At 73.1% G+C, this 14,407-nt stretch carries 12 protein-coding genes and 2 pseudogenes; 10 read left to right on the top strand and 4 right to left on the bottom strand.

Features of this window, described 5'->3' with window-relative positions:
* Positions 1-76 precede the first annotated feature (76 nt).
* The 4 genes from FDO69_RS30745 to FDO69_RS30760 all read left to right on the top strand — a co-directional run bounded on the left by FDO69_RS30745 (position 77) and on the right by FDO69_RS30760 (position 4,424).
* Positions 77-1,117 (top strand): PHP domain-containing protein, encoded by a 1,041-nt coding sequence (locus FDO69_RS30745; protein WP_104784423.1) that lies wholly within the window; start codon positions 77-79, stop codon positions 1,115-1,117.
* Between the two features lie 39 nt (positions 1,118-1,156).
* Entirely contained in the window at positions 1,157-1,822 is a 666-nt protein-coding gene (locus FDO69_RS30750; protein ID WP_104784426.1) for an HAD family hydrolase, read from the top strand.
* Between the two features lie 247 nt (positions 1,823-2,069).
* Complete coding sequence (locus tag FDO69_RS30755; RefSeq protein ID WP_104784429.1) at positions 2,070-3,170, top strand: FUSC family protein; 1,101 nt, start codon at positions 2,070-2,072, stop codon at positions 3,168-3,170.
* Between the two features lie 225 nt (positions 3,171-3,395).
* On the top strand, positions 3,396-4,424 hold the full coding sequence (locus FDO69_RS30760) for an SDR family oxidoreductase (protein WP_104784651.1): 1,029 nt from the start codon (positions 3,396-3,398) through the stop codon (positions 4,422-4,424).
* A 141-nt stretch (positions 4,425-4,565) separates the two neighbouring features.
* Here FDO69_RS30760 and FDO69_RS30765 read toward each other — a convergent pair whose 3' ends face one another.
* The 4 genes and pseudogenes from FDO69_RS30765 to FDO69_RS30780 form a co-directional block, all read right to left on the bottom strand.
* Complete coding sequence (locus tag FDO69_RS30765) at positions 4,566-4,847, bottom strand: hypothetical protein (protein WP_104784432.1); 282 nt, start codon at positions 4,845-4,847, stop codon at positions 4,566-4,568.
* A 91-nt stretch (positions 4,848-4,938) separates the two neighbouring features.
* Positions 4,939-5,475: pseudogene (locus FDO69_RS30770) on the bottom strand (ROK family protein); the annotation flags it as partial.
* A 19-nt stretch (positions 5,476-5,494) separates the two neighbouring features.
* On the bottom strand, positions 5,495-6,457 hold the full coding sequence (locus FDO69_RS30775) for a phosphotransferase family protein (RefSeq protein ID WP_167526710.1): 963 nt from the start codon (positions 6,455-6,457) through the stop codon (positions 5,495-5,497).
* A 30-nt stretch (positions 6,458-6,487) separates the two neighbouring features.
* Positions 6,488-9,670, bottom strand: coding sequence for a cytochrome P450 (locus tag FDO69_RS30780; protein ID WP_104784437.1), 3,183 nt, complete (start codon positions 9,668-9,670; stop codon positions 6,488-6,490).
* Positions 9,671-9,822: 152 nt separating this feature from the next.
* Here FDO69_RS30780 and FDO69_RS30785 point away from each other — a divergent pair, with 152 nt between their 5' ends.
* The 6 genes and pseudogenes from FDO69_RS30785 to FDO69_RS30810 all read left to right on the top strand — a co-directional run bounded on the left by FDO69_RS30785 (position 9,823) and on the right by FDO69_RS30810 (position 14,257).
* On the top strand, positions 9,823-10,470 hold the full coding sequence (locus FDO69_RS30785; RefSeq protein ID WP_104784440.1) for a PAS domain S-box protein: 648 nt from the start codon (positions 9,823-9,825) through the stop codon (positions 10,468-10,470).
* Positions 10,471-10,568: 98 nt separating this feature from the next.
* Positions 10,569-11,063, top strand: coding sequence for an FBP domain-containing protein (locus tag FDO69_RS30790; protein WP_104784443.1), 495 nt, complete (start codon positions 10,569-10,571; stop codon positions 11,061-11,063).
* Positions 11,064-11,173: 110 nt separating this feature from the next.
* Positions 11,174-12,427, top strand: coding sequence for an FUSC family protein (locus FDO69_RS30795; RefSeq protein WP_104784446.1), 1,254 nt, complete (start codon positions 11,174-11,176; stop codon positions 12,425-12,427).
* Between the two features lie 45 nt (positions 12,428-12,472).
* Positions 12,473-12,778 (top strand): annotated as a pseudogene (locus FDO69_RS30800) (hypothetical protein); the annotation flags it as partial.
* Between the two features lie 505 nt (positions 12,779-13,283).
* Positions 13,284-13,454 (top strand): hypothetical protein, encoded by a 171-nt coding sequence (locus tag FDO69_RS30805; protein WP_031106884.1) that lies wholly within the window; start codon positions 13,284-13,286, stop codon positions 13,452-13,454.
* 371 nt (positions 13,455-13,825) lie between these two features.
* A complete protein-coding gene (locus FDO69_RS30810; protein WP_104784449.1) occupies positions 13,826-14,257 on the top strand; it encodes a VOC family protein in 432 nt (143 codons plus the stop codon).
* Positions 14,258-14,407: the final 150 nt, after the last annotated feature.

A 14,407-nucleotide genomic window follows, 5' to 3' on the forward strand; every position in this document is an offset into this window, starting at 1 on the left:
GTCGGCCGGTCTGCCCGGTCGGTCCCCCGTCGTGCGGCCCGCCGGGCGCTGGGCAACCCTTGAGGTGGAGGTGGCGATGGATCCCGTCGAGGCGCTGGACCGGATCGCCTTTCTGCTGGAGCGGTCCCTGGCACCGACCTACCGCGTGCGCGCCTTCCGCACGGCGGCCCGCGTACTGAAGGACCTGGGCGGCGACGAGATGCGCCGACGGGCGGCGGACGGTTCGCTGGAGAAACTCAAGGGCGTCGGCCCGAAGACCGCCCAGGTGGTGCGGGAGGCGCTGGCCGGCGAGGTCCCCGGTTATCTGGACAAGCTGGAACGCGAGGCGGAGGAACAGCCCGCCGTGCGGGGCGGGGAGCAACTGCGGGCGCTGCTGCGCGGGGACTGCCATCTGCACTCCGACTGGTCGGACGGCGGCAGCCCGATCGAGGAGATGGGCCGGGCCGCCGCGGAGCTGGGCCACGAGTGGGCGGCGCTGACCGATCACTCGCCGCGGCTGACGGTGGCCCGCGGGCTGTCGCCCGAGCGGCTGCGGGAACAGCTGGACGTGGTGGCGGAGCTGAACGAGAGCTGGGCACCGTTCCGGCTGCTGACCGGCATCGAGTGCGACATCCTCGAGGACGGCGCGCTCGACCAGGAGCCGGAGCTGCTGGACCGGCTCGACGTGGTGGTGGTGTCGGTGCACTCCAAGCTACGCATGGACGCCCGGTCGATGACCCGGCGGATGGTGGCCGCCGTACGCGATCCGCACTCGGACGTGCTCGGGCACTGCACGGGGCGGCTGGTGACCGGGCGGGGCCGGCCGGAGTCGGAGTTCGACGCGGACGAGGTGTTCGCCGCTCTCGCGGAGACGGGCACGGCCCTGGAGATCAACAGCAGGCCGGAGCGGCTGGACCCGCCGCGGCGGCTGCTGCGCCGTGCCGTGGACGCCGGGGTGCTGTTCTCCGTCGACACCGACGCGCACGCGCCGGGGCAGCTGGACTGGCAGATCAACGGGTGCGCACGGGCGGAGGAGTGCGGGGTGCCGCCCGAGCGGGTGGTGACCACGTGGTCCCTCGACGAACTGCTGGCCTGGACCCGCGAGCGTCGGGTGCCGTCGGGCGTGGAGAGCGGCTGACGTGGTACCCGCGCGGCCGGAGAGAAAGGGACTGCACCTATGAAAAGCGCGGGACGGGCGGCCGTGTTCGACGTCGACGGCACGCTGGTCGACACCAACCATCTGCATGTCGTGACCTGGTGGGAGGCGTTCCGGCAGGCGGGCCACCACGTGCCGATGCACGCCATCCACCGGGCCGTGGGCCTGCCGTCGACCGACCTGGTCGCCCATCTGCTGGGCGACGACCGGGACACCGACCAGGACGCCGACATCAGCGCCGGGCACAAGGCGCTGTACGGGCAGTACTTCGACCGGCTGCCCGCGCTGCCGGAGGCCGGAGCGCTGCTGCGGCGACTGCACCGGGACGGCTGGACGGTGGTGCTGGCCACCTCGGCGGGCGGCGCGGAGCTGGGCGCGTTGCGCCGGGCGATCGACGCGGACGAGGCCATCGAGGCCACGGCCAGTGCCGACGACGTCGACGAGGGCAAACCCTCCCCCGAGCCGGTCGAGCACGCCCTGGAACTGGCCGAGGTGCCGGCGGAGCGTGCGGTGTTCGTCGGCGACACCGTGTGGGACATGCGGGCGGGCAGCAGGGCCGGAGTGCGCTGTGTGGGCGTCCTGTGCGGCGGCATCCCGCGCGCCGACCTGGCGGAGTCCGGCGCTGACGCGGTCTACGCCGACCCCGCGCACCTGCTGTCCGCCCTCGGGGACAGCCCGCTGGCATGAAGGAATGTGAAACCGCCGGTCAGGCGGATACCCACAGCGCATGACGCGTGTGACCAGTGCGGTACGGCGGAGGGCGGGAGCCTTCCGTGGGCGGAGGGGCATGAACGAAGATACGGGGGCGGCCTCGAACGCGCGGCCCCAGGGAGCACCCACGGCTCAGGGGCGGCTCGAGAATCTGCAGCAGAAGACGCGGAGCGTGCGTCCGGTGGATGCCGTGCGGCGGGATGCGCGGTCGGCCCGGGAGGCGATGCGGGCGGCCTGGCGTGGGCCCGGACGGGAGCGGGATCTGGTCGTCCAGTCGCTGAAGGCGGCCGGGGCGGCCGTGCTCGCCTGGCTGGTGGGTGGCGTCTGGATGGGCGACCCGCTGGCGCTGATGGCGCCCTGGGTGGCGCTGGTGCTGGTGCAGGCCACGGTCTTCAGCTCCCTGGTGCAGGGGGCGCGGCAGTTCGGGGCCATCTGCGTCGGCACGCTGGTGGCCTCGGCGGCGCAGGCGATCACCGACGACACGACCGGCGCGATCGCCCTGTCCGTGCCCGTGCTCATGCTGCTCGCGAACTGGCCCCGCTTCGGCGACCAGGGCATCTACGCGGCGACCACGGCCCTGTTCACCATCTCCTCGGGCATGGTGAGTCTGTCCGCCGTCGGGCACCGGGTGGAGCAGGCGGCGATCGGCGCCGTCATCGGCGTCGCCGTCAACGCGTTCGTCCTGCCGCCGATCCACCTGCGGGACGTACGGACGAACCTGGCGGGGCTCGCCCGGGAGGCGGGAGAGGTGCTGCACACCGTCGCCGGGGATCTGCGGGAGGGCGAGTGGGACGCGCAGACCGCCGCCGGCTGGGTCACTGCCTCGAACCGCTTGGACCACCGCCTGAAGGCGCTGCGCTCGGCGCGCCGGTGGAGCCAGGAGAGCCTGCGTCTGACCTACGCCCCGCTGCGCGCGATGCATCGGGTGCCGCACGAGGGTGTCCTGCCGGCGGTGGAGGAGGACGAGCGGCTCAGCAGGGTCACCGGGCACGTCGCCACGCTGACCCGGGCGCTCGCGGTGTCCGTGGACGACAAGCGCACTCCCGCCCCGCCCGAGGGCCCGGCCCTGCGCTCGTACGCCCGCCTGCTGGAGCTGATCGGGGACGCCCTGTGCGCGGAGGCCGACAGTCTGCTCGACGGCAGCGTGACCGCCCGGCCGGGCGAGGAGACCGAGAAGGCCATGCAGGAGCTGCACGAGGAGTTGCAGGACGGACTGCGCCGGCATGCCGGGGAGGGGGCCGCCCACGCCGCCGTCCTGGGCACGCTGCTGCTCCAGGCGGAGAACCTCTGGGCCGAGACCGTCCCGGGCGACGAGGAACAGTGACACGACGAGGAACAGTGACACACCTCACCGGGCGGGGAGCGCCGGCGGAACACCCCGCATTGGTTGCCCGTTGAACTGGATGCGGGTCCGGACAGGATCCGCACCTGAGCCGCCCCGGCCGTGATTCCCCCGTCCGGCCGGGGCTTTCCTCTGCCCACATGCATTTCCCGCGACCCGGGTACTCGGTCACCTCTCATGGAACCGGGCGGCCGGGAGGAGCACGACGTGAGCAGCGGAACGGGTATGAGGGTCGTCGTCACGGGTGCCACCGGCAACGTCGGCACGAGCGTGGTGCGCCTGCTGTCGGAGGATCCGGAGGTCGCCTCGGTGCTGGGTCTGGCCCGCCGGATCCCCGACTGGTCGCCGCCGAAGACGGACTGGGCCGCCGTCGATCTGGCCTCCGAGCGGCCCGACCTGGTGGAGCGGTTCTCGGACGCCGACGCGGTGGTCCATCTGGCCTGGGCGTTCCAGCCGACGCACGACCCGGCGACGACCTGGCGCACGAACGTGCTCGGCAGCATGCGGGTCTTCGAGGCGGTGGCCGAGGCGGGCGTCCCGGTTCTCGTGCACGCCTCGTCGGTGGGTGCCTACTCGCCCGGCCCCAAGGACGAGACGGTGGACGAGTCCTGGCCGACGCACGGCTGGCCGGACGCCGCGTACTGCCGGGAGAAGGCCTACCTGGAACGTGCGCTGGACACCTTCGAGCGGGACCGTCCCGGGACGCGGGTGGTGCGGATGCGGCCCGCCTTCCTCTTCCAGCGGGAGTCCGCGAGCGAGCAGCGCCGCATCTTCGGCGGCCGGTTCCTGCCCGGCCCGCCGGTCCGCCCGGAGCTGCTGCCGTTCCTGCCGGACGTCCCGGGGCTGCGGATGCAGGCGCTGCACACGGACGACGCGGCGAACGCGTACCGGCTGGCGCTGCTCTCCGACGTCCGGGGCGCCTTCAACCTGGCGGCCGACCCGCCCGTGGACGCGCGGCTGCTGGGCGAGATGTTCGACGCGCGTCCGGTGCGGCTGCCGCGCGGCGTGGCGCGGTCGGCGATCGCCGCCGCCTGGGGTCTGCATCTGCTGCCCGCCTCTCCGCACCTGTTCGACGCGGTGCTGCGGCTGCCGCTCATGGACTGCACGCGGGCGCATGCGGAACTCGGCTGGCGGCCGGAGCACACGGCTCCCGAGGTGCTGGAGGAGTTCCTGCTGGGCCTCCAGCAGGGGGCGGGGGCGCCGACGGAACCGCTGCGGGGACGCAAGGTGGGCTGATCCCGACGAGCTGTGCACCGCCGTGCGGCCCGCCCCGGGCAGACGGAACGCCCCCGCACGACCGGGCAAGCCGCCCCGGACATGCGCGAGGGCCGCAGCCGACCCCCACAGCCGGCTGCGGCCCTCGCTGGGATGCCCTCCTCAGGCGGAGGGCTCGTCCGGCACCGGATGCTCGGGGTGAACCGTTCCCGAGTGCGGTGCTCCCTGCCGGCCCGTCCCCGCTTCGTCCGTGTCGGGGACGTCGCCGGTGGGCTCGTCGGTCTCGTCGTCGCTGCGGCGCTCGGCATTTTCGCCCTCGCCGGTGCCCGTGAAGCGCGGGGCGACCTCCCACGGGTCCTCACCGTCGTCGGCCTGCTGGTCCGGCATGTCCCGCGGGATGGGCTCACCGTTCTCGCCGGGTCCTTCGAGGCAGTGGTCGGTCACGGCGTGCTCCCTTCTGTGGTCCGGGCGCCAGGCGAGTACCTCCGCGGTGATCGGCGAAACCTCACCGCGGGGTCCGCTCCTGAAGTGCCGTGCGCCAGGCGGGGAGCGGATACGCCTCCAGGCAGCCGAGCGCTCCGCAGCGGCAGCGGCGGCCCCGCACGCGTACGGTCAGGTGCCCCCCTCGACCGCGCGGCCCTGCTCCACGTCGGGGGTGACGAGGCTCGCGCCGGCGCCGGAGGCGAACAGCACCACGACGGCGTTGCGGGCGCCGCGTCCGGCGCCGAACCACATCTCGGCCCGGCCCAGCGTCTTGGCCCCGTGGTCGATGAAGTACGGGACGGTGTCCGGCAGCGGGGAACCCGGCGCGGAGCAGGGCTTCCAGCGGGACGGCGTCCCAGCCGATGGTCTGCCCGTGCACGAGTGCGCCGTGGTCCGCGGTACGCTCGACGATGCCGGGGACGCCGAGGAGCCGCTCGGGCGCGAGGCCGGCGGTGCGCAGCACCTCGGCGATGCCGTGACGGATGTGGCCGACGATGACCTCGACCTCGTAGCGCTGCGGCGACAGCGGGTGCTCGGCGCGGGCGAGTTCGGTTAGAGCCAACCGGTGGCGAGTCCGGTTAGAGCCAACCGGTGGCCGGTCGGCGGGCTCAGGAGGCTTCCTCGATCTCGGCCAGGGCCGCGACGAGTTCGGGGGCGACCGTCTCCTGCACCCAGCGCTGCCCCTCCTCGCCGGTTTCGCGGGGAACCGTCTCGGTCAGCATGATCAGGTACAGGTACGCCCGGTACAGGGCCAGGCGCAGGCGGGCCGGGGTGTCGAAGCGGGCCCGGCCGCCGGCCTCCCGGTAGCCGGCCAGGAAGTCCTCGTCCTTCCTGATGTCCCCGAGCAGCGCCAGGGAGACGAAGTCGGCCAGGGGGTCGCCCCAGAACATGCGCTCCCCGTCGATGAGGCCGCCGATGCGGGCCCGGCCGTCCACGCGGTCGACGAGGATGTTGCCCCGCCACAGGTCGAAGTGGACGAGGCAGGGCTGGGTCACCTCGTCGAGGGCGCCGTACGCGGACGCGGCGGTACGGGCCACGGCGTCGGCGGGGAGGGGCAGCCGGGCCCCGTAGCGCCGGGCGTCGTCGAGGACGGCGTCGAACATCGCCGTGAACGCCGTCCGCCAGTCGGGGGCGAGCGGGCCGAGAGCGCCGGAGGGATAGCCGTGACCGGGGCCGGTCACACCGTGCAGACGGGCCACCTGGCGGCCGAGTTCCGTGCGCAGGGCGGTCCGTTCCGGGTCGGTGAGCGTGCCGTCCCACGGGTCGCCGGGCAGGGCCGTCATGAGCAGGAAGTCGTCACCCGCCGACACCGTCCGCGGCGCGGGGACCTCGACGCGGGCGGCCGAGCGGTAGAACTCGGCCTCGGAGACGAGCAGCCGCTTCTCGTGCCGCAGGCCGGGGACGGCCGGGGCGGGCGGGATCTTCAGCACGTAGCGGCTGCCGTCGGTGAGGCGGAGTTCCTCGACGGTGTTGTAGGTGCCGCCGGTCAGCGGGGTGAGGTGGGCGAGGCGGCCCGGGTCCAGGCCCGCCGCCTCCAGGATGTGCCGGGCCCGTTCCCAGGAGTCCACCACCGTGTCCCCACCCCTCCCCTGCCGCATCGGTCAGCCGGCCGCGTACACGTCCTCGACGTAACGCCCGTCCGCGATCAGTCCGTCGAGCCACTGCTCGGCGGCCGTCTCGTCGGCGCCCGGCGTGTGCTTGCGGAACAGGGTACGGAACGCTTCCCGTACTCCGGGCGCCATCCGGGAACCGTCACCGCAGACGTACACCCGCGCTCCGGAGTCCAGCAGGCCCCAGACCTCCTCGGCCTCGGCGGCGATCCGGTGCTGCACGAACCGCACCTCGCCCTCGGGCTTCTCGCTGAAGGCGGGGCGCAGCAAGACGGCGCCGGCGGTCTCGGCGGCGTGCAGTTCCTCGGCGTGCAGGTAGTCCGCGTCGGGGGCGTCGCAGCCGAAGTAGCAGAGGGCCGGGGCGAGTTCGGTGCCGGTCGTGAGGGCGGCCGTACGGTCGGCGATGGTGCCGCGGAACGGGGCAAGGCCGGTGCCCGCCGCGACCATGACGATCGGTGCCGAGTCGCCGGTGACGTCGATCCGGAAGGCCTCCCGGCAGGGCTGCACACGGGCGTACACCGTGTCGCCGGGTTCGACCGTGGCGAGGTGGCCGGAGCCGGTACCCCGGTAGACGCCCTTGCCGGAGCGGGCGGGCGCCTCCAGCAGCGAGACCATCAGGTCCACGTGGCCGGCCTCGACGGCCGGCGAGGACGAGATGGAGTAGTGGCGCGGGCGCAGCGGGGTGAGGAGGTCGAGGAGCTGCGGCCAGTCCAGGGCGCCGCGCAGGGCCGGGTGGTCCTCCAGGATCTCCACGAGGGTGCGGGGGTCGTCGGTGAGGGCCGCCAGGGCCATGCGCTCCGGCGGGCACGGGTTGGCGGCGGCGAGCGCGGCCAGCTGCCCGGCGCTCGGGCGCTCCTGCAGCTCCACGTGGTGGGTGAGGAGCTGCCGTACCGTCACGGGGCGGTCCACGGCGATGCCGTCGCGGCGCGGGCGGGTGGCGTGGATGTCCAGGACGGTGTCGAGGTCGGCGCCGAGCGCGGCGGCGGCGCGGGTGACGAGGCCGGGGGCGTTGGCGGGCAGCACGGTCAGGTGGTCGGCCGTGCGGTAGGTGACGCCGTCCGGCAGGGCGACGCGGAGGAACCGCTTGCGCCGGGCGTAGCCGGGGGCGGTGAGGTCGCGCGCCTCGGTGACGCGCATGGGGACGAGGCCGTGCCGTTCGGCGAGGGCGTCCAGGGGTCCGCCGGTCAGGGTGCGGACCTCGTAGGCGCTGCGGGGCTCGGGGTCCGGGGTCGTGGCGTCCGGGTCGCCGTAGCGCTCCAGCAGGGCCGTGCGCAGGGACGCGGTGAAGGCGCGGACGGTGCCGGTGAGGTCGCCGGAGGCGTCGGCGGCGGCGCGCTCCACCAGCCGGGCGGCGCCGGACTCGGCGAGCCGCTCGTCGATGCGGGTGGGGACGTGCTGGTAGGTGGCGGCCCAGTTGCGGTCGCCGACGCCGAGGACGGCGTAGGTCACGCCCGACAGGTCGCGGGTCTCCTCCAGCCGGGCGGCGAAGGCGGTGGCGTCGTCGGTGGGGCGGCCGTTGTAGGAGGCGGCGGTGATGACGACGGGCCGGTCGGCGGGCAGGCCTCCCGCGTAGGCGTCCAGGGGCGCCACCTCGGTCTCGCAGCCGATGGCGGCGGCCTCGTCAGCGAGCTGGGCCGCGAAGTCACGGCAGGTGCCGTAGTTGCTGCCGTGCAGGAAGAGGGCGGCGGTGCCGGGGCGGACGCGGGCGGGCAGGTCCCGCGGCTCGGCCGAGGCGGTGTCCCGGGCCGGGGCGGCTCCGGGCAGCGGGCTGTGGACGCGGTCGGCGCGGGTGCGTGGCGTCAGGGCGAGGGTGAAGCCCTCGGGCTTGAGGGTGAGGGTCTCCTTGACGTCGAGCCGGTAGTCGGCGTGGTCGCTCAGCCGGTAGCGGTGGACGAGCATGGCCAGCAGCATGGTCGCCTCGTGCAGCGCGAACTGCCGCCCGATGCAGGCGCGCTCGCCGGTGCCGAACGGCTTGAAGGCGTGCACCGGCCGGTCGGCCTCCGCCTCGGCCGTGAAGCGGGAGGGGTCGAACAGCTCGGGGTTGTCGCCCCACACGGGCTGCCGGTGCAGCATCGGCGCGAGGACCAGGACGCCCTGCCCGGCACGCAGCGGGATGCGGCCGCCGAGCAGGGTGTCCTCGCGGGCCTCCCGGGAGAACACGGCGGCGGTGGGCCACAGCCGGAGCGCCTCGTTGAGGACCTGGCGGGTGTAGGTCAGCCGGCCGACCTCGTCGAACGTCGGCTCGACGTCGGCCCGGTCGCCCCACAGCGCGTCGACCTCGCGCTGCACCAGCTGGAGTGCCGCGGGGTGCTTGGCCAGGTAGTACAGCGCGAAGGACATCGCGCCGGAGGTGGTCTCGTGGCCGGCGATCAGGAACGTGATGACCTGGTTGCGGATGTTGGCGGTGTCGAGCGTGGTGCCGTCGGCCGGGTGCCGGGCGGTGAGCATCAGGCCGAGGAGGTCGTCGGAGTCGCTCTGGTCGGTGCCGGTGCGCGCGGCGATGACCTCGTCGACGACCCGGGCGAGGTAGGCGGAGTCCTCCCGGAAGGCCGCGTCCTGCTCCGCGTAGTCCTGGCCGGGGACGCGTGCCAGGCGCGTCATGCTCCACTCCAGGCAGCGGACCATCGACTGGACGAAGGGGTGCGGCTCGGCCCGTTCGAAGGAACCGAAGTCGTAGCCGAAGCCGGCGAGTCCGATGGTGTCGAGCGTCATGCGGGTCATGTCGTCGGGCACGTTCACCGGCTGCCCGGCGCGGGCGTCGCGGTCCCAGGACGCGATGAGCCGGCGGGCCACCTCCAGCATCACGGGGTGGTAGGTGCGCATCGAGCCGAGCGCGAAGGCGGGCATGAGGATGTCGTGCGCCTTGGCCCAGTTGGGCTCGTCGTTGTACGCGGTGAACAGGCCGTCGGCGGCGAACTCGCGGACGTTGCCCAGGCCGGGCCCGATGTGCTTGGCGAACCGCTGCTCGTCGGCGAGTTCGGCCACGAGGTCCAGGTCGCTCACGAACAGGGTGTCCCGCCCGTACAGCCGCCGCACGAGCACGGGCCCGTGCTCGCGCATCAGGTCCATGACCTGCTGGATGGGCGCACCGCCGGGTCCGGTGGCGGAGATGTCGGCGACGGGGACGCCGGGGAGGTCGTCGGCGGTCAGGGGAGTCTGTCCGGTGGGGGGCATGACGCGGCAACTGCCTTTCGCGGTAAGGAAGTACTGCGATCCAGCGTGATCCACCGGGCCCGGGAACCGGCACCTGGGCCCTACATGATTTTGTAGTGCGAGCAGATGCGCCGCTCTTGCGCGGGAGCGGCCCGGCGTGGCAGGAGACGTGTGTGGACGTGGCCCGGCACGAGGCCGTGACGTGGCGCAACCGCGCGCTGCTGCTGTTCGACCGGGTCGCGGTGCCGGTCGCGGTGTGTGACGTGTACGGGGCGGTGCTGCTGGCCAATCCGGCGATGGCGGCGGAGTGCGGCAGGACACCGGGGCAGCTGCGCGGACGCGACGTGCTGGACCTGTTCAGCCCACGGGAGGCGACGCAGGTGGAGCGCATCGCCGAGGCCCTGCGCCTGCGGCACCGCTCGCGCTACCAGGTGTCGGTGCGCTGGCGTGCCCCGGGCGGCGCGGAGCGCACCGGCGAACTGACGGCGGATCCGGTCAGCGACACGGCGGAGGACACCCCGGCCCTGCTGGTGATGCTCCGGGTGGACCCCGAACGCGCCCCCTCCCCCGCCGCCCCCGCGGAACAGGCCCGGGTCACCCCGACGGAGGCCCGCATCCTTGCCCTCCTGGCCGCCGGCGCCACCACGGCCCGGGCATCCCGGGAGACCGGCCTCAGCACCGACGGCGTGACCTACCACCTGCGCCGCCTGTCGTCCCGCTGGGGAGCGTCCAACCGCACGGAACTGGTGGCACGGGCCTATGCGCTGGGGGTGCTGACCCCCGGGGTGTGGCCGCCGGAGGTCCCGGTCGCCGAGGCCTGACGGAAATCCGGTCGCCCCTCGCGTCGCGACTGTCTAGTCTTACCTCGCCCCAAAACCTAGGGCCCCTAGGTTTGCGAAGACAACTCCCAGGAGCTCCCATGCAGCCACTCACCGAGCAGGACATCCGCGCCTCCTTCGTCAACTGCTCGAAGGGCGAGGCCAAGCGGCTCGCCGTGCCCAGGGACCTCGACGGGCGGCCCTGGGACGATCTCGACTTCCTCGGGTGGCGGGACCCGGGGGCGCCGGACCGGAGCTATCTGGTGGCCGAGCGGGACGGGCGGCTCGTGGGGCTTTCGATGCGGTTCCAGGCAGCGCAGCGCGGGTTCCTGCACCGCAGCATGTGTTCGCTGTGCCTGACCACGCACCCGCGGGGCGGGGTCTCGCTGATGACCGCGCGCAAGGCAGGCCCGGCCGGGCGCGAGGGCAACTCCGTCGGCGCGTACATGTGCACCGACCTCGCCTGCTCCCTGTACGTGCGCGGAAAGAAGGCGCCGGAGGCGGGGTCCCGGTTCGAGGAGAGCCTCACCCTGGAGGAGCAGATCGCCCGGACCAATGGCCGGCTGGCCGCCTTCCTCGACAAGGTGTACGCCTGAACCTCTGGTCGCCAGCGGTTTGCCCCGGCATTAACGTCCTTCATGAGCGTCCTTCATGGATGTGTTCGACGGATGCGTTCGATGCGCCGGGGAAGGGGAACAGCCCGAGGATGCGAGAGGTACGTGAGTGGACGGCGCACGCCGAGCGGATCCTGAGGAAGCGTCGTGATCCGGTGGTCGTCCAGACGCTGCGGTCCGCGACGGCGGCGACGATCGCGTACGTCATCGCGCTGCGGCTGAGCCCCGAGCCGGCCCCTCTCACCGCTCCCCTGACGGCACTGCTGGTCGTCCAGGTGACGCTGTACGCCACGATCACCAACGGCTTCCGGCGGGTGAACGCCGTGGTGACGGGCGTGCTCGTCGCCATCGCGTTCAGCCTGCTGGTGGGCCTGACCTGGTGGAGCCTGGCCATGCTCCTGCTGGCCTCACTGGTGGTGGGGCGGCTGGTCCGGGTGGAGGAGTACGTACCGGAGGTCGCGATCAGCGCGATGCTCGTCCTCGGCGTGACCAGCGTCGGGGACTACGCCTGGGCCCGGGTGGTGGAGACGCTGATCGGCGCGTCCGTCGGGCTCGCCTGCAATCTGCTGCTGTCTCCGCCGGTGTGGGTGGAGGAGGCGGGCGAGTCGATCGACGGTCTGGCGCGCCGGCTGCGGCAGCTGATGCTGCGGATGGGCGAGGAGGCCGCGGGCGGCACACCCGTGGACCGCGCGGAGCGGCAGCTGCACGAGGCGCGCCGCCTGGACCACGACATCGTCGAGGTGGACGCGGCGCTGAGGCAGGCCGAGGACAGTCTCCGGCTCAACCCGCGCGTGCAGGACAGCGTGCTGCACCGGGTCGTGATGCGCACCGGCCTGGACACACTGGAGATCTGCACGGTCGTCCTGCGGGTGCTGGCCCGCTCCCTCACCGACCTCGCCAAGGAGCGCGAGCCCGAGCCGCTGTTCGAGTCGGAGACGGGCGCCGCCCTGGCGCAGCTGCTGTCCGAGATCGCCGACGCCGTGGTGAGCTTCGCGGTGCTGGTCACCACGCACCTGAGCGCGAGCGCCGAGTCGGCGGAGGAACGGCTCGCCACGGAGCTGCGCACCGCCGCGGGCACCCGCGACAAGCTGGCCCTGCTGCTGCGCGAGGAGGCCGAGCGCGCCCCGGGGCACTGGCAGCTTCCGGGAGCGGTCCTGACGGAGGTCAACCGCATCCTCGACGAGCTCGACACCGAGCACCGCACCCGCCGCCTGTTCGAGGAACTGGACCGCGTGTCGCGCGAGCAGCGGGCCCGGATGCCCCGTCTGACGCGGCTGCGGGAGCGGCTGGGCGTCACGGAGCAGATGTGGCGGAACCGCGCGGGGTTCGATGGGCGTTCTCGCTGAGGGGAACGCCGGCAGGGGGCCGGCACCGGAGGCGAGGAGCGGGCCATGGCCGACACGACCGTGCGGATCGACGGGAACACACTGCGGCTGCCGGGCGGGGTCGCCGTGCGGTTCATCCGCGCCCTGCGCCTGCCGGAGACGGGTACGCATCCGCTGCCGCCGGGCCTCGGCGAGTTCCCGGTGCGGCGCATCGCGGATTACGCGGACAGGGTCCCCGAGGAGTGGCGGGCACGCGGCGGTGTGATGCTGCCGGTGTATCTGCGCGAGGCGATGTGGCTGAGCTTCGCGGGCACCTCGGAGCCGGCCGCGCTGCAGGTCGGTGTCGGCAAGGTGTGCGCGGTCTCGGGCCAGCGGCAACGGATCCCCCGGGCCGTGGGTCGCGCGGCATGCAGCACCCGGCAAGCCCACCAGGCGCGGGGCGAGCCCTTCGGCAACGCGCGAGCCCCACGGCCAGCCACCTGGGACCGGAACGGTCATGCGCCGCACACCTGCTGACGTTTCTGCCCACCCACCTCGGCCGTCCAGGTGGGCAAGGGCCCCGGCTGCCTCACCGACGCCACGGCCCTGGCCGGGAGCGCACTTGCGGGCGTCGGCAACCACCTCGCCGACCACCAACTGGGTCACGCCCCTCGCATTGAGCACTCGCGAGCACGTGCCGGTCGGCGTGGCCTGATCGAGGAAGGTGACGGCGTGGCTGGGGGTGTCGGCGATGAACACGCCGGGCGGCGCCCCACCGCGAGGTGAACGCCGGTGACGAAACTGAGCCCAGTTCCCGCAAGAAGCGTGAAGAAACCAGGCAGATCGGCCGTGTGTTCTTCGAATCGCCGGGCACAAGGAGCGGCGGAGGTTGATAACTATGGTTCCCCTGCTTCTCGTCCTGCTTCTGGCCCTGATCCTCTTCGGTGCGGGATTCGCGCTGAAGGCACTGTGGTGGATCGCCGTCATCGTGCTGGTCGTCTGGCTGCTGGGCTTTGTACTGCGCAGCGCGGACACAGGCGGACGCAAGGGCCGCTGGTACCGCTGGTAACACACCACACAGCAACCTGCCTGTGGGTCCCGGGAACACCCGGGACCCACAGGCATGACCGGCCTCATGACATCCCCCGGGCAAACGGCGTACCCCACACCGCCGGCTTCACCCCTCAAAGCGGGAGCGCGCAGCCACCCGGGGCCGCCGCCCTGATTCTCAGACGGGCTCTCCATGCCAGAACCCCGAAAACTCCGCAACCAGCCTGCTGTTACTCACTTTCGGGTGACGGCCCGCTCCAGTGCGGGTGGCGAGCTGTGGCGGGCAGACGCCCACCGGGTACGAGAAGCTGCCAACGCGAATGCCTGGATGACTGCACCGGACAGGCGAGCAGATCATTCGGGCGGTGCCGTGCCGTGCACTTGAAGTCCATGACCGACGACACACGCCGCATCCAGCTGGTGCAGACCGTGCTCGACAGCACCGACGCCCGCAAACTCGCCGAGTTCTACCGGTCCCTGCTGGGACTCGACTACGCGGAGGAGGACGAGCCGCCCCCGGCCGGTCAGCCAGACGAGCACGGCAGGAACTGGCTCGTACTGCGCACCCCCGACGGCGCACCGCAGCTCGCCTTCCAGCAGGTGGAGCGCCGGCGCGAACCGGACTGGCCCGACGGCCCGGTACCCCAGCAGATGCACCTCGACCTGAGCGTCGCCTCACTGGAGGTACTGCACAACCAGCACGAGCGCGTCCTCACCCTCGGCGGCAGCCGGCCGGATCCCGATGACGACGAACGCTTCCGCGTCTACCGGGAGCCCGAGGGCCACCCGTTCTACATCTTCGTCGCAGAGCGCGACAAATAGCCCGCGGACGCACCGCACGAAGTGGGCAGGCAACCCTTGCCGCAGGCCCTGGCCGGGAGGTCCTGGATGCTCCCGTTGGTGAGGTAGCCGGTGTAACCGCCGTCGCGACCCGCACCACCTGGCGCGTAAGGCGCGCCCCGGCCACCGAGA

Origin of the sequence: Streptomyces tibetensis, assembly GCF_007655005.1 — a bacterium.
GTDB lineage: Bacteria > Actinomycetota > Actinomycetes > Streptomycetales > Streptomycetaceae > Streptomyces > Streptomyces tibetensis.

Bases quoted from the DNA above. Each gene is read 5' to 3' on its own strand.
- FDO69_RS30795 (WP_104784446.1), top strand. From the start codon at position 11,174: ATGCGAGAGGTACGTGAGTGGACGGCGCACGCCGAGCGGATCCTGAGG.
- FDO69_RS30780 (WP_104784437.1), bottom strand. From the start codon at position 9,670: ATGCCCCCCACCGGACAGACTCCCCTGACCGCCGACGACCTCCCCGGC.
- FDO69_RS30755 (WP_104784429.1), top strand. From the start codon at position 2,070: ATGCGGGCGGCCTGGCGTGGGCCCGGACGGGAGCGGGATCTGGTCGTC.
- FDO69_RS30750 (WP_104784426.1), top strand. From the start codon at position 1,157: ATGAAAAGCGCGGGACGGGCGGCCGTGTTCGACGTCGACGGCACGCTG.
- FDO69_RS30805 (WP_031106884.1), top strand. From the start codon at position 13,284: ATGGTTCCCCTGCTTCTCGTCCTGCTTCTGGCCCTGATCCTCTTCGGT.
- FDO69_RS30745 (WP_104784423.1), top strand. From the start codon at position 77: ATGGATCCCGTCGAGGCGCTGGACCGGATCGCCTTTCTGCTGGAGCGG.
- FDO69_RS30790 (WP_104784443.1), top strand. From the start codon at position 10,569: ATGCAGCCACTCACCGAGCAGGACATCCGCGCCTCCTTCGTCAACTGC.
- FDO69_RS30810 (WP_104784449.1), top strand. From the start codon at position 13,826: ATGACCGACGACACACGCCGCATCCAGCTGGTGCAGACCGTGCTCGAC.